Consider the following 17,411-nt stretch of genomic DNA (forward strand, 5'->3'; position numbering starts at 1 on the left):
GGTTGATCATGCGGCTTGGTTGCTTGGTATCCACCAATCCCGTCCGCGCGGGGTGGTGATGTATTCCGGCCAGCGAAATCCGATCGGCGGATCGTAGTCGCAGAGCGGGGCGATCCAGTTCGAGCCGCCGATGCCACCGCCGGTTCGGGCGACGAATTCGTCCATCGCCGCGTCGCGCGCAGCCTCGTCTTCCAACAAGCGAAGTGCCGCGAGCGCAATGGTCTTTGCGGCGCAGATGACCATTGGGTCGATGGTGGCAGAAATGCCGCCCAGCGCATTCATCGCCCAGCCCGGATAGGCGTGACCATTCTCCGAGCGCAGTGCCGGGCGGGCGACATAGAACCGCGCCGTTGGCGTATGCCACGACATGTCCGTGTAGTCGTCGGAGGTCGAATTGAGCTGCGATGGCGGCAGGTCGCGACGCAGCAGCGCCTCTGCATCCTGCGGCGCAATCAGCCGCTCCAGCTCGGCGATGAACGGTTCGTCGCTCGCCTCGCCGCCGGCATTGACCTGGATTTCGCGGGCGATCGCCTTGGCCGTCTCGTCCCAGCGCGGCGGCCCGACTGCCGCCAGCGCGTCGAAGGCAATGCCGGCCATGACGTGATTGGCCAGCCCCGGCCGCGACTTCGACACCCAGTGCCGCTCATGGCGGCAGCCGCTTATCCTGGCTGCGGCTTCCGCATTGCGGTCGAGCATGGCGGTGACCTGCTCGGCCATAGCAAGCGTCGGCACGCGGATCATGTACTGGATCTCGGCCAGCCCGGCCGGCAGATTGTCGGCGGTCGCCTGGCCCGCCGTCAGGATCGCCTCGCTGATCGACCAGCCGCCCTGATGCGGCAGCATGGAATCGCGCAGCGCCTTGGACGCCATGTACATCATCATGAGCGCGTCGTTGGCGCCGGGCGCCCTGACCGCCGAATGCGCCTGCGGGATGGGTGCTGCGGTGCCCGCTGCCCTCGCCCAATGTTCCGGCTCGTCGCAGATGAAGCGGTGGATCATCGCATAGGCCGCACCGCAATGCGTGTCCCAGCGCGCCGTGTTGCAGAGCGGCAGCATGTAGAAAGGATGGAAGGAGATCATACCCGCCAGCCCATCGTAATAGCCCTTCGCCGCATGGATCGGCTTTGACCCGCGCACCTTCTCCGCCGGCTCGCCGGTGAAGCGCAGCGTGCCTGATATGCCGTGGCGCTGCATTGCTGCCTTGGTCGCCAAAAGGCCGCCGAGGCTGGCAATGCCGAGGCCGGAATGCGGATCGGTGTGGCCGCCCGCCTGTTCGCCGAGGCCGGGACGCGGTCGCTTCACCGTTGCCGCGTCCTGGCAATTGCCCGGCACCGCGTCGTATTCGGCGTACATGCCGATCGTCGGGCCGGTCCCGTTGATCCAATGGGCGCAGAAGGCCGTTGGCATACCGCCGGAGCCTTCCTCGACCGAAAAGCCTTCGTGCTTCAACTGCTCCACATACCAGGCGGCCGACTGGTATTCGCGCCAGGCGGTCTCGCCGAAGTCGAAGATGGTCCGCGTCCACGCCGACAGGGACGGCTGGATGTCGTCCAGACAGGCAAGCGCGGTCGCTTGTGCCGAGGTCACCGGTTTCTCCATGGCGGAAAGAAAGCAGTGAAGCGCCCCACCAAAAAGTGATATGTTTTCCCGGCTCATGCAAATTCGGTTCACCTCTTGAGAATTCCCTCGACGCAGGCGCTGCGCGCCCTCGACAGTTTTGCCCGCCACGGCAGCGTCTGGCGCGCCGCCGACGAACTGCATCTGACCCGCAGTGCGGTGAGCCATCAATTGCGCCTGCTCGAACGCGATCTCGGCTTCGATCTGCTCGAACGCATCGGCAAGGGCGTGGCGCTCACGCCGCGTGGCCAGCGCTATGCCAGCGACGTGCGCAAGGCGCTGACGGTGTTGGGTGACGCGGTGACGCGCCATGCCGGCACCGGCGTCGGCGGTTCGTTCAGCGTCAGTTGCACCCCTGGCTTCGCCTCGCTTTTCCTGTGCACTCACATTGGCGAATTCCGGCAGATGTATCCAGATGTCGCGCTCCGCATCCTGACGCCGCGCCGCCTCGATGACGTCAGCAATGCCGAGGCCGACGCCTTCATCGCCTTTGGCGTCGGCAACTGGCCGAACCGCGCGGTCGAGCTGTTGTGCGAAATCTCGTTCACGCCGCTGTGCAGCCCGACGCTGCTCAACAAGATCGGCGGCTTCTCCAAGCCGGCAGACGTGCTGCGCGCCAATCTCCTGCATCTCGGTGACACCGAGGACTGGGCGCGTTGGCTGGCGCTGTCCAAGGTCGAGAACCCCGACCCGGAAGGCGGCATCTTCTTTTCCGACATGAACCTGGTCTTTTCGGCGGCGATCGCCGGCCAGGGCATCGCCATGGGCGACGAACTGACCAGCGGCCGGGCACTGAGCGAAGGCCGGCTGGTGCGCCCCTTCGACATAGCGATCAATTCCCCGCGCTCGTATTTTCTGGTCTCGGAACATGCCAAGGCGGCGCATCCGGTGCTGGAGGCGTTTGGGCGGTGGCTGAGGTCGAAGCTGTCGGAGAACCAGCGTTAATCTCCCCCCTTGAGGGGGAGATGGCCGCGAAGCGGCCAGAGGGGGTCGCTTGGCTGGGCTCGGCCCGGTCTGATTTTCGAAGAAAGAGGAAGTTGGCGCTTCACGCGAGACGCCCCCCTCCGTCGCCTTCGGCGAAATCTCCCCAAGATTGGCGCATAGATGAATCAAATTTGCCGATCAGGCGAAAACTATTCGGTTGCGGTAAGCCGCCGCCCTGCCTACGATTTCGCCTACGCTAAGGAAAGGGCAGGATGCAGCAACCCGGCCGGGCCGCAGAGATCAAGGCAATCGGGATCGGCAAGAGCTTCGGCTCGTTCCGTGCGCTGGACGATCTGACGCTCGATATCGGCCGTGGTGAGTTCCTTACCCTGCTCGGCCCCTCCGGTTCCGGCAAGACCACCTTCCTGATGATCCTTGCCGGCTTCATTCAGCCGACCGACGGTCGCCTTTACAGCGACGGCGTCGATATCACCGAGCGGCCGGCCGAGCAGCGCGCCGCCGGCATGGTTTTCCAAGGCTACGCACTGTTCCCGCATATGTCGGTCGAGGCCAATATCGCCTTCCCACTCAAGGTACGCAAGAAATCGGCGGCCGAGATCAAGCGCCGCGTCGGCGAAATGATCGAGCGCGTCGGGCTCAAGGGCCACGAAAAGAAACTGCCGTCGCAATTGTCCGGTGGGCAGCAGCAGCGGGTGGCGCTGGCGCGGGCGCTGGTCTTCGAGCCGGGCGTGCTTTTGCTTGACGAGCCGTTTTCGGCGCTCGACAAGGGCCTGCGCGGCCAGATGCAGGCCGAGATGAAGCGGCTGCACCAGGAGACCGGCACCACCTTCGTCTTCGTCACCCATGACCAGAGCGAGGCGCTGGCTTTGTCGTCTCGCGTCGCCATCTTCAACCATGGCAAATTGCTGCAGGTCGGCGCGCCCGACGAGGTCTACGACCGGCCCGACAACCGCTTCGTCGCCGAGTTCCTGGGTGAGATCAACATGCTGCCGTTGAAGGGCGTGCGCCCGGCCGACAATGGCTCGACCGGCCTCTGCGAAGACCGCGCGATCAGCATGCGCTGCAAGGCCGAGAAGGTCCGTGGCGACGCCATCCTGGCGATCCGGCCCGAATACATGTCGATCGCACGCGAGGCGGCAGCGGGCGAGAACGGTATTGCCGCGACTGCCGTCGCCTCGACCTATCTCGGCGCTGCGACGCGGCTCGATCTGACGACGCACCAAGGCGCCAAGGTCACGGTCTCGGTGCCGAACGAGGTTGCCGCTTCCGCGCTCAGCAAGGGCAATTCCGTGTGGCTGACTTGGCCGGCGGAGAAAGGCTTCCTCCTTCCGGACGGAGGACAATGACGATCGGCGTGGCGAATTCGCCAAGCTGACTTTCAGGAAACACCAACAACAAAAAAGGGGAACTGACATGACAAATCAAACCAAGAAAAATTCCATCGAGGCGCTGTCCGCCAGGGCAGTGCGCGGCGAGATTTCGCGCCGGCAGTTCACGCAACTGGCCGCACTGGTGCTGGCCGGCACGCCGATGCTGCTACGCTCGACCGGCGCCTTTGCCGCGGCTAAGGAACTGGTGCTGGTCAACTGGGGCGGCGACGCCATCACCGCCTACGACGCAGCTTATGGCCAAGCCTTCACCAAGGAGACCGGCATCACCGTCAAGATGGACGGCTCCGGCCCGACCGAAGGCGCGATCGCGGCGCAGTTCAAGAGCGGCGCGCCGACCTGGGACCTGGTCGACGTCGATCCGTTCTCGGCCATCACGCTCGGCGCGCAAGGCATGCTCGAGCCGATCGATTATTCGATCGTCGACAAGAAGAAGATGCGGCCGGGATTCGGCTGGGAATACGCGGCCTCGACCTATTTCTTCTCCTATGTCATCGCCTACGATGCCGAGAAATACGGCAGTCAGGCACCGACCGGCATGGCCGACTTCTTCGACGTGGCAAAATTCCCCGGCAAGCGCTCGCTCTACAAATGGGGCGTGTCGAGCTGGGAAGCGGCACTGCTTGCCGACGGCATCGCGCCGGCCTCGCTCTATCCGCTCGACCTCAAGCGCGCGCATGACAAGATCGCTGCCTTCAAGGAGAACGTCGTAGCCTATTGGGGTGGCGGCGCCGAAAGCCAGAGCGTGCTGCTCAATGGCGAGGCCTCGATGGCGATCGTCTGGTCGACCCGGGCTTCGCTCATCGAGCAGGATTCCGGCGGCAAGATCAAGTTCATCTGGGACCAGGGCCTGATCTCGCCCGGCGCGCTCGCCGTGCTCAAGGGCAATCCCGGCGGCAAGGACGCGGCGATGAAGTTCATCGCCAGCACCCAGGACCCGGAGAAGGAACTCATCATGTTCGACAAGCTCGGCCAAGGTCCGGCCAACCCGGCCGCCGACGCGCTGATCCCCGCCGACAAGAAGCGAATCAACCCCGTCGATCCCGAGAACATGAAAAAGCAGATCCCGCTCGACATGGATTGGTACGCCAAGAACTACGGGGCAGCACTCGACGAATACACGAAGATCATCTCCGCCTGACAAGCCGGGATAGCCAGGGGCGAGATGAGAGCACACCTCTCCGACAGGATGGGCGCGGCGCTGCTGATGGCGCCGCTGCTCCTCTTTCTTGTGCTGGCTTACGCCTGGCCATTCCTCGGCGTGGTCAAATGGAGCTTCACCCTGCCTACGCCGGGGCTGGGGCAGTACAATGCGCTGCTCACGGATCAGCTGGTGCAGTCGGTCTTCATCCGCACACTGCGCATCGCCGCGATCGTCACCATCGTTTCGGTTGCCGCCGCCTACGCCATTACCGTTGTCTGGGTGCGCGGCACGCCGGTGCAGCGCGTCGTGGCCGAGTTCTGCATCCTGGTGCCGTTCTGGATCTCGGTGCTGACGCGCGCCTTCGGCTGGGTGGCGCTTTTGTCCAATCGCGGCCTGATCAACACTTGGCTGCAGGCGGTCGGCTTCATCTCGGAGCCGCTGGCTCTGGTGCGCAACGAGTTCGGCGTTATCGTCGGCATGACGCATTTCCTCATCCCCTTCGCGGTGTTTCCACTGGCCTCTTCGATGCGAAGCCTCGACGACCGTGTGCTGCTGGCGGCGCGCGGCCTCGGCTCCAGCCGCATGCGCACCTTCTGGTCGGTGTTCGTGCCGATGACCCGCTCCGGCATCATCGGCTCGGCGCTGATCGTCTTCGTCTTTTCGCTCGGCTTCTTCGTCACGCCGGCGATTCTCGGCGGCGGCCGCAGCGTGATGATCGCCGAGCTGATCTATCTCCGCATCTTCCAGAGCCCGGACTGGGGCCTGGGTGCGGCGATCAGCGTGGTGCTGGTGCTGTTCGTCGGCGCGCTGATGGCGCTGCTTTTCCGCTATATCAGGCCGAAGCAGTTGGTGTAGCGCGATGCCGACCTACCGCCCCGGTCCCGTCTCGCTGATCCTCGCCGCCCTGGTCGCGCTATTCCTGCTGTTGCCGTTGCTCGCCGTGATCCCGGTGTCGCTGACGCCGAGCCGCATGCTGGCGATGCCGTCGGGCGAACTGTCGCTGCGCCATTACCAGGCGCTGATCGAGGATCCGCGCTGGATCAATGCGATCCTGCTCTCGATCAGGATCGGCATAGTCAGCAGCGCCTTTTCCACGGTGCTGGCGCTGGGCTTCAGCCTCGGCGTCTGGATGTTCCAGCCGCGCTTCACCGCCGCTCTCGTCGGCTTCGTGCTGCTGCCGATGGTAGTGCCGCCGGTGGTGTCGGCAATCACGCTCTATTTCCTGCTGACCTCGATCTCGGGGTTCTCGTCGTTCTTCGGCTATGACACCTGGCTGGGTGTCGCGATGGCGCATGCGGTGATGACGGTGCCCTTCGCCACGGTGCTGATCCTGGTGTCGCTCAGCCAGCTCGACCGCCGCATCGACCTCGCCGCCCGCGGCCTCGGCGCGACCGTATGGGAGCGCGCCACCCGCATCATCATGCCCAATATCAAGTTCGGCATCGTCACCGCAGCACTGCTCTCCTTCGTGCTGTCCTGGGAAGAGATCGGCGTCACCCTGTTCATCACCTCGGTCAACGCCATCACGCTGCCGCGGCTAATGTGGATGGGCCTGCGCGACAACATCGACCCGGCGATCGCAGCGCTCTCGGTGATCCTGATCGTCATCACCGTGCTGGTGCTTGTGGCGCGCAGCGTCGTGGTCAGGCTGCGCGCGGCGCAGTAGACGCGCCTCACGCCGTGGTGACTGGCGCAAATGAAACCTTGCGCTACGATTTTCGTTATAGGTAGTTCAACACGTCGAAGGCTTCGCCATGAACCAAGGATGGTTTTCCAAGCCGGTTGCGGTTGCGGTCGGCATCGTGGGAGATATCCGCAACATTTCCAATGCACGGCAGGCTGTCGAATTGCTGGAAGCCCACTGGCGCGACGCCGGCAGCGCCAAACACGGCTTGGCACTGCGCACATGCCGCCGCGCCATGAGCGACGATCGCTGGACCGAAGCCGCCAGGGACGCGTTCATCGAGGCCGCGCGGGAGGCGCATGTCCTGGTCGAGCGAGCCGTCGAACCGCAGGACCGGTCCAGGCAGGCGGGACCGTGATCGATTTATGAGAGCCTCGGTGGTTCGGCCGATCTATTGCATCTCAGGCAGCATGCAGCCTTGGAATGGCGCTGACGTCGACCTCGCGCTCCGCGTGCCACGCATCGTAAGCGGCCTGCATCCTGAGCCAGATCGCGGCGCCGTCGCCGAACATCTTTCCAAGGCGCGCCGCAACAGCCGGCGACACCGGCTTCTTTTCGCGGATGATGTCGTAAAGCTGCTGGCGCGAGATTCCGAGCAGATTGGCGATTTCCACCTTGGTCTTGCCGGTTGCCGGGATAATGTCGTCGAGCAACGCCCCGGGGTGGGATGGGCAGCGCTCCATCGGATGCATCGGCTCATACACGCTCATAATCGATTTCTCCAATCTAAGCCGTCTCAATGGTACTGTTCGAAATCGACGCGGACAGCATCATTGGCGTCGAATTCAAATGTGATGCACCACGGCCCGTTGACATGCACCGTGTAGCGGGTCGGGCTGAAGCCCTTTAATGCGTGGAAGTCGAAGCCGGGCAGGTCCATGTCGTCAGGTCTTGCCGTGACTTCCAAACGGTCAAGCCGGACAAGGATGCGCTTATGCATCTTGGCGTCGATCTTTCCGGTCTTTCCGGTTTGAAAGAGGTCCGCCAGCGCCTTGTGCTCGAACGACTTGATCATGCAGCATGTAAGCATATCGCTTACACGGGTCAAGCAGGTGTAAGCAAATGATTTACGGAATGGTCCGAGCCCATCGAAGGCAATAATACGCCCGCTGGACGCTGGGCCGGGCCAGCCGAATACCTGGCGGACCGATGTCACGGCATTATCCGCTAACCCATCGCCTGGCGGATTCTCTTGGACAGGCGGCTCAAAAATGCCGGTCTCGACGACGCATCAAGCTTCCACGACAGGACTGCGGTCGCCATTTTCCGCGGCAGCACCCCGACCGACAGGAACCAGGCGGCAAGGATGGCGCGCCGCCGCAGCGATGCGGTCATTTCAAGGCTGGCGACGGCGCCGGCCGCCCCGAGCGCCAGCCGGGAATCGTCGGCCACGGGGTGTCGGTCTCGGTCCGCGCAAAGCGACGCCAGCCGCTCTTCCAGGTGGACCGGATCGTGGCGGACAGCATCCGACGGCACGATGGTCAGGCCGATCCCGGAGGCCTGGTCCGACAGCGCCTGCATGCGGCGGAAATCGTGGGTCACCCGCCAGCGTGCCCGCTCGGCGAGCTTTTCACCGAAGACCGAATGATTGGCGCCGTGGATCCGGTAGGCGCCGAGGCATTCGTCGATGGACTGGACGTGCCCGTACATCGGCGCCAGCGTTGCCAGATAGCCGTCGGCGCCCTGGCGGAACTCCGGCTCCGGTATCGGCATGATCGATTCGAGCGTTGCGCGGTCACAGGCGAGCCCGCTGGTCACGGTGGTCTGGTAGCGACCCTTGTGCAGGAGTTTCGGCATGACGTCGCCGCTGTCGAAAGGCAGTTCGGGCGGCGGAAAGACATCCTTGATGCGTTGCCCCTCGTCGACGATATGCAGTCTGGACTGGACCTGAGCGGTTGCCTCGTCCCAGGTGTCGACAATGGTGGAGACGGCGGTTGGATAAAGATAATCGTCGGCGTCGAGGAACAGGACGATCTTGCCCGAGCTCGCAGCGAAGCCGGTGTTGAATGCCGCCGCGTGTCCGCCATTTTGCGCTCGCGGGCATGCGAGGATCTCGTCGTGATACGATTCCATGATCGTCGTGGAATTGTCCTGCGATGCATCGTCGACGACGATGACCTCGACATCCGCGTAGTCCTGCTCGAGAGCGCTGTCGATGCTGCGTTTAAGGAACCGCGCATAGTTGTAGTTCGGGATGATGATGGATACCGGAAGCCGGTTTTGGACAGACTGCATCGCGTTTGACCTCGCATCTTGCTTTGGTTCGGCAAAAGCCCTCATGGGCTCGCCCTTCTTCAAGCGCCCCTCTTGACGCGCGACGAGTTCCCCGGAGGAGAAAGCTTGCGCTTTCCACGAGGAGACGGTCACGTTTCGCTTTGCGACTTCGTATTGAGGCCGCCATTGCCTTCAAGGGCTGCTGCCATGCGCAGAGGGTCGGCGGCAGCAAAAGCTCCGACGTTCGGCCAAGGTGATGTCGCAGCCGAGCCCGACGGAAATGTCTCGCCTCGCGATCAGGTCGGGAGCGAAGCGGACGGGTGCCCTGAAGACATGGCGGATAGTGGCCTGCAAATGCGGCTGGAACAAGCCCCGCGTCGAAAACAGGGCCACTTCAGGTTGCGTTTCAGGCGGCATGCCGCGACCGCCGGCGCTTTTGCCCCGGAGCCGGCGAACCGCCTCCGGGGCTTATGGTCATGTGGCCTAAACAGTCAGGCGGCCTGCAAACCCGGCAGCGACAGGTCGACTTCCTCCGGTAAGTCGCCGGCCATGGCGGCGGCGAACTTCGTCTGATCGAGTTCTCCTTCCCAGCGTGCCACCACGACCGTCGCCACCGCATTGCCGATGAAGTTGGTCAGCGCCCGGCATTCCGACATGAAGCGGTCGACGCCGAGGATCAGCGCCATGCCGGCGACCGGCACGGTGGGGACGACCGAAAGCGTCGCCGCCAGGGTGATGAAGCCGGCGCCGGTGATGCCGGCGGCACCCTTGGAGCTCAGCATGGCGACGGCGAGCAGCAGGATCTGGTCGCCGTAGGTGAGTGGCGTGTCGGTCGCCTGTGCGATGAACAGCGCGGCCAGCGTCATATAGATGTTGGTGCCGTCCAGATTGAAGGAATAGCCGGTCGGGATGACCAGGCCGACCACCGAGCGGTTGCAGCCGGCGCGCTCCATCTTGGCCATGAGGCCCGGCAATGCCGCTTCCGAGGACGAGGTGCCGAGCACCAGCAGCAGCTCCTCTTTGATGTAGCGGATCAGCGCCAGGATCGAGAAGCCGTTGTAGCGGGCAACCGCGCCGAGCACCACCAGCACGAACAGCAACGCGGTCAGGTAGAATGTGCCGATCAGCATGGCCAGGTTGGCGATCGAGCCGATGCCGTATTTGCCGATGGTGAAGGCCATGGCGCCAAACGCGCCGATCGGCGCGGCCTTCATCAGGATGGCGACGAGGCGGAAGATCGGCGTGGTCAGCGCCTGCAGGAAATCGACGACCGGACGGCCGCGATCGCCGACCAGCGCCAGGGCGACACCGAACAGCACCGAGAAGAACAGCACCTGCAAAATGTCGCCTTGCGCGAAGGCGCCGGTGATGGTGTCGGGGATGATGTTCATGAGGAAGCCGACGATGGTCGTGTCGTGCGCCTTCTCGGCATAGGCCGTCACCTTGGCGGTATCGAGCGTGGCCGGATTGATGTGCATGCCGGCGCCGGGCTGGACGACATTGGAGACGACCAGGCCGACGACCAGCGCCAGCGTCGAGAACACCAGGAAATAGATCATCGCCTTGCCGGCGACGCGGCCGACCTTCTGCAGGTCGGAAACACCGGCGATACCGGTCGCCACGGTCAGGAAGATCACCGGCGCGATCACCATCTTCACCAGCTTGATGAAGGCGTCGCCGAACGGCTTCATCGCCTCGCCGGTTTCGGGATAGAAATGGCCGAGCAGCACGCCGGCGGCGATCGCCGCGAGCACCTGCACATAAAGATGCCGGTATAAGGGAAGTTTGCCGCGCGGCTCGGCGGCAGCGATTGCTGTCTGCATGACGTCCTCCATGGCGCCCCGATCGAAAGCTCGACTCCCCGGGGCAGTTGTTTTGACCAGCAGCCTCGCGACTGCCGAATTCGTGTTTGCAACAGCCGTGCCAGATACGCAGAAGAGTTATTCATCATTGATTTTGTTGAGCATTCACAAACGGCCGCACTGCCGGACGCATGGTCAAGTGCGACTCTCCGCATAGGTCGAATTGTGTTTTGTGCGAGTTCATGCACAAATGGGCGATGCTGCAACGCCCCGCCGGTGCCTTGTCTTCGACGCCCGAGCAACTCGCCAGGCGGGCGCGCCGAGCCTGGCTGCTGTTTGCGGCCGTCGCGCTTTTGATCGTCACGGCAGCGCTCTACGGCGCCGGCCTTTACGGCCGTACCGCCGAGATCGGGACCCTGGCGGCGCAGGGGCGTACCGACGCCAATCTGAAGGTCGCGCTGCTGCGCGCCGTGCTCGAAAGCCCGCGCGCCCTGCCCCTGCTGTTGTCCGCGGACCAGCAAGTGCGTGATGCGCTGACGCAGAAAAACGCCGCGGCAATAGATGTGCTGAACCGCAAGCTCGAGGGGCTGGTCTCCGGCACCAAGGCGTCGGTGCTCTATGTGATCGGCGCCGACGGACTGGCGATCGCCTCCAGCAACTGGCGCGAGCCGATCAGCTTCGTCGGCAACGACTACCGTTTTCGCGATTATTTCTCCGGCGCGATGCAGGCCGGAACCGCCGAATATTTTGCGCTCGGCAATGTCAGCAAGCGTCCCGGCCTCTACATTTCGCGGCGCGTCGGCGATGCCGCCGCACCGCTCGGCGTCGTCGTCGTCAAGATGGAGTTCGACCAGCTCGAAGCCGACTGGCGCGAGGCCAACCGCCCGGCCTATGTCAGCGACGAGAACGGCGTCGTACTGATCACCAGCGTGCCGTCCTGGCGCTTCATGACAACCGCGCCGCTGGCCGCACCCAAGCAAGCCGCAATTCGCGACAGCCAACAGTTCGGCGACGCGCCGCTTGTGCCGTTGCCGATCATGCACGCGCAGGCGCTCAGCCCGGATGTGTCGATCGTCCACGCGGTGACGCCCGGCGGCAGCGACGCGCAGTATCTCAGCCTTTCGACGCCGGTTCCTTCGACCCCCTGGCGGCTCGAATATCTGATCCCGGCTGAAGCGCCGATCGCCGCCGCCGTCCGCGAAATGCGGCTTCTGGCACTGGGTGTCGTCGTGCCGCTGCTCGGCCTGGCCGCGTATCTGTTGTGGCGCCGGCAGTCGGCGCAGATGCGGATTGCCGCCGAACAGGCGGCGCGCACCGAACTCGAACGCCGCGTTGTCGAACGCACCGAGGATCTGAGCCGAGCCCGCGACCGGTTGCAGGCCGAGATCACCGGCCACCGCAACACGGAGGCAAAGCTCCAGGTGGTGCAGCAGGACCTGGTCCAGGCCAACCGCCTCGCCATCCTCGGCCAGGTCGCCGCCGGCGTCGCCCACGAGATCAACCAGCCGGTCGCCACCATCCGTGCCTATGCCGACAACGCCCGCACCTTCCTCGACCGCAAGCAGACCGGGCCGGCTGAGGAAAATCTCGGCGCCATTGCAGCCCTTACCGAACGCATCGGCTCAATCACCGAGGAGTTGAAGGCATTTGCCCGCAAGGGCCGCACCGCCGCCGAGCCCGTCGAATTGCGCGGCGTCATCGAAGGCGCCGTCATGCTGTTGAGAAGCCGCTTTGCCGGCCGGCTCGACGCATTGGTCGTCGACCTGCCGCTGCCGAGCCTCAAGGTCATGGGCAATCGGGTGCGGCTCGAACAGGTGCTGATCAATCTCTTCCAGAACGCGCTGGAGGCGCTCGACGGCCGCGACGACGCTCATGTGCAGGTCTCGGTCGAAGAGACCGCGGACGGCGTGACGATCAGCGTATCCGACAACGGGCCCGGCATTCCGCCGGCGATCCTCAAATCGCTGTTCACGCCGTTCAACACCTCCAAGGAAAAAGGCCTTGGCCTCGGCCTCGTCATCTCCAAGGACATCGTCGCCGACTATGGCGGACGCATCGAGGTTTCGAGCGGCGACAGCGGCACCCGCTTCACCATTCATCTCCAGAAAGCAGCGTAAGCCATCATGACGAACGACAATTCCGCACCGGTGGTCCTGATCGATGACGATCGCGATCTCCTCAAGGCCACCGCGCAGACGCTGGAGCTTGCCGGCTTCTCGGTCTCGGCCTTTGCGGTGGCGGCCGAGGCGCTGGCCACGCTCGACGCCGGTTTTGCCGGCGTCGTGGTGTCGGATATCCGCATGCCTCAGATCGACGGCTTGCAGCTTTTCAATCGCATCCTGCGGCTGGATGCCGACATTCCCGTCATCCTCGTCACCGGCCATGGCGACATCGCCATGGCCGTCAAGGCGATCAAGGACGGCGCCTACGACTTCATCACCAAGCCCTTCGCCGCCGACCGGCTGGTGCAGAGCGTGCGCCGCGCAGCGGAAAAGCGCCGCCTGGTAATGGAGAACCGGGCCTTGCGCGAGGCGGCCGGAGAGGCGCAGGACAGCCTGCCGCTGATCGGCCAGACGCCGGCGATGGACAGGCTGCGCCGTACGCTGCGCCAGATCGCCGATACCGACGTCGACGTGCTGGTGACCGGCGAGACCGGCTCCGGCAAGGAGGTGGTGGCAAGTCTTCTGCATCGCTGGAGCCGCCGCGCCAAGGGCAATTTCGTCGCGCTGAATTGCGGCACGCTGCCGGAGACCGTCATCGAGAGCGAGTTGTTCGGCCATGAGGCCGGCGCCTTCACCGGCGCGCAGAAGAAACGGATCGGCCGCATCGAGCACGCCAGCGGCGGCACGCTGTTCCTCGACGAGATCGAAAGCATGCCGGTCTCGACACAGGTGCAGATGCTGCGCGTGCTGGAGATGCGCGAGGTCACGCCGCTCGGCACCAACGAGGTGCGGCCGGTGGATCTGCGCGTCGTCGCCGCCGCCAAGGTCGACCTCGGCGATCCGCGCCAGCGCGGCGCTTTCCGCGAGGATCTCTATTACCGGCTCAACGTGGTGACGATCTCGATCCCGCCGCTGCGCGAGCGCCGCGACGATGTCGCCCTGCTGTTTTTCTATTTTGCGGAGCGCGCCGCCGCCCGCTTCCACCGCCCTGTGCCGGCAGTTCCAGCGACGGTGCATCGCCATCTGAGCGACCATGACTGGCCGGGAAATGTGCGCGAGCTGGCGCATTTCGCCGAGCGGTTCGTGCTTGGATTGGAGGAAGGCGCCGAGACGCAACCCCCTGCCCCGACCCAATCGAACGCCGCCATGAAGCTGCCGGAGCGGCTGGAGCGCTACGAGGCCGACATCATCCGCGAGACGCTTGGCCGCAACGACGGCGATGTCAGGCGCACGATCGAAGCGCTGGGGATTCCGCGCAAGACTTTCTACGACAAGCTCCAGCGCCACGGCATCGTGCGCAGCGATTTTTCCCGGTAATCGCCGGCGGCCTGGACCGGCGGCTCGGTTACTTGGCGTCGTGGAAGATGATGCCCACAGTGTGGCGCATGCCGGAGCGTAGCCGGCTGACGCCATGCCTGAGGTTGACGCGGTAATTGCCCTTGCTGCCCTGGACCGGACGATTGTGGACCGCGAAGGCGACCGCATCGCCCTGGCGCAGCGGCACCACCTCGACGCGGCTCTGCATGCGCGGACGCTGCTCGGTCAGCACGAACTCGCCGCCGGTGAAATCCTTGCCTGGTTCCGACAATAGGATCGCCACCTGCAGCGGGAAGGCAAGATCGCCGTAGAGATCCTGGTGCAGGCAGTTGAAGTCGCCGGGGACATATTGCAGCAGGAGCGGCGTCGGCCGCGTCTGGCCCTGCTCGTGGCATTGCTCGAGGAACGCCGCGTGTTCGTCGGGATAGCGCTGCGCGATACCCATGCGCGCGTTCCAGTCGTTGGCAACCGCGGCCAGGCGCGGATAGAGCGCGGTGCGCAAGCCGCCGATCAAGTCGGGCAAGGGATAGCGGAAATAGCGGTACTCGCCCTTGCCGAAACCATGCCGCGCCATGTGCACATGGCTGCGGAAATGGCTCTCGTCCGGATAGAGCCCGGCGATATGCCGGCACTCCTGCGGCGTCAGCAGCTTTTCCATCACCGCGCAGCCATAGCCGCTCAGCTCATCGGCCAGCGTCCGCCAATCATATCCGGCAACGCGCACCTCCGCCGATTTCACCGCCGCTTTCGCGCCTATCGAATGGATGGTCATGGCTTCGCCTCCTGTGGCTTCTCTGTCAATTGAAATGGGTGAAGCGGCCCGCGCAGACCACCCGTTTCTTGCCGGGTGAGCCTTGCGGGACGGGACGTCATTCAATTTCCGATTTCGTGGTCATGGGCTAAACTTGTTCCACTCAACGGGACCACCACCTCATGATCGTCCAGACCTGCATCAATGGCGCGCGCAGCGCCGATTTCCACCCCCGACTGCCGCTTGATCCCGAAGCCATTGCGCGAGACGGCACGGCCTGCGTGGCCGCAGGTGCGGCCGAGTTGCATGTCCATGCACGCGGGCTCGATGGCCGCGAAAGCCTTGCCCCTAACGCAATGGACCCGACCGTGCTGGCGCTGCGCCGCGCCTGCCCGGGAACGCTGATCGGCGTCTCCACCGGCGCCTGGATCGAGAGCGACGACGAGCGCACGCTTGCCGCGATCGCCCGCTGGAGCGAGCTGCCCGACTATGCCTCGGTCAATCTCAGCGAGAATGCAGCACCGGCAGTCATGGGCCGTCTGCGCCAGCGCGGCATTGGCATCGAGGCGGGGCTTGCCTCCGTAGCCGACGCCGAACGCCTGGTGAGCCTCGACCATGGCAACCGCGTGCTGCGCATCCTGATCGAAATCTCCGAGCAGGAGCCGGACGCTGCGCTTGAGATCAGCGACGATATCGCCGCCGTGCTCGACGGCGCCGGAATGCGCCGGGCAATCCTGCTGCACGGCGCCGACGCCACGGTCTGGCCTTTCGTGCACCGGGCGGCGGAACGCCGTTGGTCGACGCGCGTCGGACTGGAAGACGGCAAGGAGCTTCCTGATGGAACAGTAGCACCCGGTAACGCTGCGCTGACAGCGGCAGCCGTCGCTATCTTCGAGACCAGTCGTTAGCACGGGGAAAGCGTCGATGGCCGCCGATCCCCCTCTTCAGGGGGGAGATAGCAAGTTTTGGCAAATAGGCAGGTCTAAGTCGGCGAACTCAAGCGTGGCAGCACGCTAATGTCAGTAAAATCTATCTAAAACTTTACATATTAATTAAACCAGCAATTAATCAGCACATCAACGACCCCGTATGTTAGTGCTCTCCCGCACCGGGGACCATTTTTATGAAAATCATTCCGCAGAATGATCACGCCGCGCCGCGCCGGATTCAACAGTATACATCGATACAGATCCTGCGGGGGCTGGCAGCCCTCATGGTTGTTACCTATCATCTTCCGGGCGCACTGGGCATGCTCGACCTGCGTATTCCCGTTCTGAACAGTGGCGTCGACTTGTTTTTCGTCATCAGTGGTTTTGTCATGGTTCTCTCGACGGAGAACAGACGCTCAGACCACCGTGCTTTTTTGATGCAGCGGTTCACGCGCGTCGTTCCGTTCTATTGGGTTATGACCTTCCTCATGGTCGCCGCACTTTGGTTGTTTGCCGATCGTGCAGTGTCTCTTGAGCAGATCACCAATAGCCTGCTTTTCATACCCTATCTCGATACGGTCACAGGCTATGTCCAACCGGTGCTGGGCGTGGGTTGGACGCTCAATCTGGAAATCCTGTTTTACATTCTGTTCGCGGCGACTATGCGTGTCGGCACGCTGACGCAAATGGCCATGGTCGGCGTTGTCTTTGCAATCGCCGTAGCGGCGCGCATCGTCTTCAAACCCGCCGCCGACACTGTGCTGTTTTTCTATACCACGCCAATCCTGTTTGAGTTCCTTGCCGGCATGGCGCTCGGCCACCTGGTCGGCAGACTGGCGCGTTTGCCTACCGTCCTGGGTGTCTCGGCGCTCGTGTTCGCCATCGTGTCCATGCTGGTGATGGTACTTGGCTTCAACTTGCCGCGAACCCTTGCTCAGGGAATCCCGGCCTTGATCCTTGTCGCCGGTTGCATCAGCCTGGAAAACTACTTCCGGCTTTTTGCTCCTCGCCTGCTGGCAAGGTTGGGCGATGCCTCCTACTCTCTCTATCTGACGCATCCTATCGTGCTGCTTGCGACCGCTCCTGTCGTTGCAAGCGTCAGCGTATCACCATGGCTTGCTGGCATGGTTATTGTCACCGCCTGCATTGCCGTCTCCCTGGCCAGCTACAGTTTTGTTGAAAAGCCGATTTTGGCCATTTCGCGGATGAGCCTTTCCGCCCGTCACGTGAAGGCATGAACTGCGGCTGCGCTCCGCGGAACCACGCTGTCTCGCCAACCTTAGACCGGCGGCGCTGAACCTTCAAAAGATCCGGAAACAAAAACCCGCCTCGGGAGGATGGGTCGTTGGAGCCAAATTGGCACCATATCCAAATTAATAGCATAGCTGCCGGCACAAAGCAAGAACAAAATGTGGCGTCCTCGACGAAACTGCCGACAGGCATAGGGGCACCGCGCAC

General features: G+C 63.7%; 16 protein-coding genes. 10 read left to right on the forward strand and 6 right to left on the reverse strand.

Annotated features, from left to right (window positions below; genetic code table 11):
• Positions 1 to 6 precede the first annotated feature (6 nt).
• Entirely contained in the window at positions 7 to 1,599 is a 1,593-nt protein-coding gene (locus tag NKH80_RS03185) for a zinc-binding metallopeptidase family protein (protein WP_352507178.1), read from the reverse strand.
• 75 nt (positions 1,600 to 1,674) lie between these two features.
• Here NKH80_RS03185 and NKH80_RS03190 point away from each other — a divergent pair, with 75 nt between their 5' ends.
• The 6 genes from NKH80_RS03190 (at position 1,675) to NKH80_RS03215 (ending at position 7,136) form a co-directional block, all read left to right on the forward strand.
• Entirely contained in the window at positions 1,675 to 2,562 is an 888-nt protein-coding gene (locus NKH80_RS03190) for a LysR substrate-binding domain-containing protein (RefSeq protein ID WP_254819437.1), read from the forward strand.
• A 251-nt stretch (positions 2,563 to 2,813) separates the two neighbouring features.
• Positions 2,814 to 3,908, forward strand: coding sequence for an ABC transporter ATP-binding protein (locus NKH80_RS03195; protein WP_352507130.1), 1,095 nt, complete (start codon positions 2,814 to 2,816; stop codon positions 3,906 to 3,908).
• A 67-nt stretch (positions 3,909 to 3,975) separates the two neighbouring features.
• Complete coding sequence (locus NKH80_RS03200) at positions 3,976 to 5,091, forward strand: ABC transporter substrate-binding protein (RefSeq protein ID WP_352507129.1); 1,116 nt, start codon at positions 3,976 to 3,978, stop codon at positions 5,089 to 5,091.
• A 24-nt stretch (positions 5,092 to 5,115) separates the two neighbouring features.
• Entirely contained in the window at positions 5,116 to 5,949 is an 834-nt protein-coding gene (locus NKH80_RS03205; protein ID WP_352507128.1) for an ABC transporter permease, read from the forward strand.
• A 4-nt stretch (positions 5,950 to 5,953) separates the two neighbouring features.
• Complete coding sequence (locus NKH80_RS03210; RefSeq protein ID WP_352507127.1) at positions 5,954 to 6,760, forward strand: ABC transporter permease; 807 nt, start codon at positions 5,954 to 5,956, stop codon at positions 6,758 to 6,760.
• An 88-nt stretch (positions 6,761 to 6,848) separates the two neighbouring features.
• Entirely contained in the window at positions 6,849 to 7,136 is a 288-nt protein-coding gene (locus NKH80_RS03215; protein WP_352475640.1) for a DUF982 domain-containing protein, read from the forward strand.
• A gap of 43 nt (positions 7,137 to 7,179) precedes the next feature.
• Here the strand turns inward: NKH80_RS03215 and NKH80_RS03220 are convergent, their stop codons facing one another.
• From NKH80_RS03220 to NKH80_RS03235, 4 genes are all read right to left on the reverse strand, one after another.
• Positions 7,180 to 7,488: a HigA family addiction module antitoxin gene (locus tag NKH80_RS03220; RefSeq protein ID WP_352507126.1), complete on the reverse strand. Its 309-nt coding sequence runs from the start codon at positions 7,486 to 7,488 to the stop codon at positions 7,180 to 7,182.
• A gap of 26 nt (positions 7,489 to 7,514) precedes the next feature.
• Positions 7,515 to 7,793, reverse strand: coding sequence for a type II toxin-antitoxin system RelE/ParE family toxin (locus NKH80_RS03225; protein WP_352507177.1), 279 nt, complete (start codon positions 7,791 to 7,793; stop codon positions 7,515 to 7,517).
• A gap of 152 nt (positions 7,794 to 7,945) precedes the next feature.
• On the reverse strand, positions 7,946 to 9,013 hold the full coding sequence (locus NKH80_RS03230; RefSeq protein WP_352989596.1) for a glycosyltransferase family 2 protein: 1,068 nt from the start codon (positions 9,011 to 9,013) through the stop codon (positions 7,946 to 7,948).
• A gap of 470 nt (positions 9,014 to 9,483) precedes the next feature.
• A complete protein-coding gene (locus NKH80_RS03235) occupies positions 9,484 to 10,815 on the reverse strand; it encodes a dicarboxylate/amino acid:cation symporter (protein ID WP_254819444.1) in 1,332 nt (443 codons plus the stop codon).
• 236 nt (positions 10,816 to 11,051) lie between these two features.
• On the opposite strand from NKH80_RS03235, the gene NKH80_RS03240 reads away from it, so the two are divergent.
• On the forward strand, positions 11,052 to 12,911 hold the full coding sequence (locus tag NKH80_RS03240) for a sensor histidine kinase (RefSeq protein WP_352507124.1): 1,860 nt from the start codon (positions 11,052 to 11,054) through the stop codon (positions 12,909 to 12,911).
• Between the two features lie 6 nt (positions 12,912 to 12,917).
• On the forward strand, positions 12,918 to 14,273 hold the full coding sequence (locus NKH80_RS03245; protein WP_352690371.1) for a sigma-54-dependent transcriptional regulator: 1,356 nt from the start codon (positions 12,918 to 12,920) through the stop codon (positions 14,271 to 14,273).
• A gap of 28 nt (positions 14,274 to 14,301) precedes the next feature.
• On the opposite strand, the gene NKH80_RS03250 is transcribed toward NKH80_RS03245, so the two are convergent.
• Positions 14,302 to 15,045, reverse strand: coding sequence for a 2OG-Fe(II) oxygenase (locus NKH80_RS03250; RefSeq protein WP_352507122.1), 744 nt, complete (start codon positions 15,043 to 15,045; stop codon positions 14,302 to 14,304).
• 161 nt (positions 15,046 to 15,206) lie between these two features.
• On the opposite strand from NKH80_RS03250, the gene NKH80_RS03255 reads away from it, so the two are divergent.
• Positions 15,207 to 15,932, forward strand: a complete 726-nt coding sequence (locus NKH80_RS03255; RefSeq protein ID WP_352989600.1) for a 3-keto-5-aminohexanoate cleavage protein — start codon at positions 15,207 to 15,209, stop codon at positions 15,930 to 15,932.
• Between the two features lie 215 nt (positions 15,933 to 16,147).
• Complete coding sequence (locus NKH80_RS03260; RefSeq protein ID WP_352507120.1) at positions 16,148 to 17,191, forward strand: acyltransferase family protein; 1,044 nt, start codon at positions 16,148 to 16,150, stop codon at positions 17,189 to 17,191.
• Positions 17,192 to 17,411 lie beyond the last annotated feature (220 nt).

The organism is Mesorhizobium sp. M0904 (assembly GCF_040319475.1).
Lineage (GTDB): Bacteria > Pseudomonadota > Alphaproteobacteria > Rhizobiales > Rhizobiaceae > Mesorhizobium.

Bases quoted from the DNA above. Each gene is read 5' to 3' on its own strand.
- NKH80_RS03230 (WP_352989596.1), bottom strand. From the start codon at position 9,013: ATGCAGTCTGTCCAAAACCGGCTTCCGGTATCCATCATCATCCCGAAC.
- NKH80_RS03185 (WP_352507178.1), bottom strand. From the start codon at position 1,599: ATGGAGAAACCGGTGACCTCGGCACAAGCGACCGCGCTTGCCTGTCTG.
- NKH80_RS03200 (WP_352507129.1), top strand. From the start codon at position 3,976: ATGACAAATCAAACCAAGAAAAATTCCATCGAGGCGCTGTCCGCCAGG.
- NKH80_RS03225 (WP_352507177.1), bottom strand. From the start codon at position 7,793: ATGATCAAGTCGTTCGAGCACAAGGCGCTGGCGGACCTCTTTCAAACC.
- NKH80_RS03195 (WP_352507130.1), top strand. From the start codon at position 2,814: ATGCAGCAACCCGGCCGGGCCGCAGAGATCAAGGCAATCGGGATCGGC.
- NKH80_RS03260 (WP_352507120.1), top strand. From the start codon at position 16,148: ATGAAAATCATTCCGCAGAATGATCACGCCGCGCCGCGCCGGATTCAA.
- NKH80_RS03205 (WP_352507128.1), top strand. From the start codon at position 5,116: ATGAGAGCACACCTCTCCGACAGGATGGGCGCGGCGCTGCTGATGGCG.
- NKH80_RS03250 (WP_352507122.1), bottom strand. From the start codon at position 15,045: ATGACCATCCATTCGATAGGCGCGAAAGCGGCGGTGAAATCGGCGGAG.
- NKH80_RS03215 (WP_352475640.1), top strand. From the start codon at position 6,849: ATGAACCAAGGATGGTTTTCCAAGCCGGTTGCGGTTGCGGTCGGCATC.
- NKH80_RS03245 (WP_352690371.1), top strand. From the start codon at position 12,918: ATGACGAACGACAATTCCGCACCGGTGGTCCTGATCGATGACGATCGC.
- NKH80_RS03240 (WP_352507124.1), top strand. From the start codon at position 11,052: ATGCTGCAACGCCCCGCCGGTGCCTTGTCTTCGACGCCCGAGCAACTC.
- NKH80_RS03220 (WP_352507126.1), bottom strand. From the start codon at position 7,488: ATGAGCGTGTATGAGCCGATGCATCCGATGGAGCGCTGCCCATCCCAC.
- NKH80_RS03235 (WP_254819444.1), bottom strand. From the start codon at position 10,815: ATGCAGACAGCAATCGCTGCCGCCGAGCCGCGCGGCAAACTTCCCTTA.
- NKH80_RS03255 (WP_352989600.1), top strand. From the start codon at position 15,207: ATGATCGTCCAGACCTGCATCAATGGCGCGCGCAGCGCCGATTTCCAC.
- NKH80_RS03210 (WP_352507127.1), top strand. From the start codon at position 5,954: ATGCCGACCTACCGCCCCGGTCCCGTCTCGCTGATCCTCGCCGCCCTG.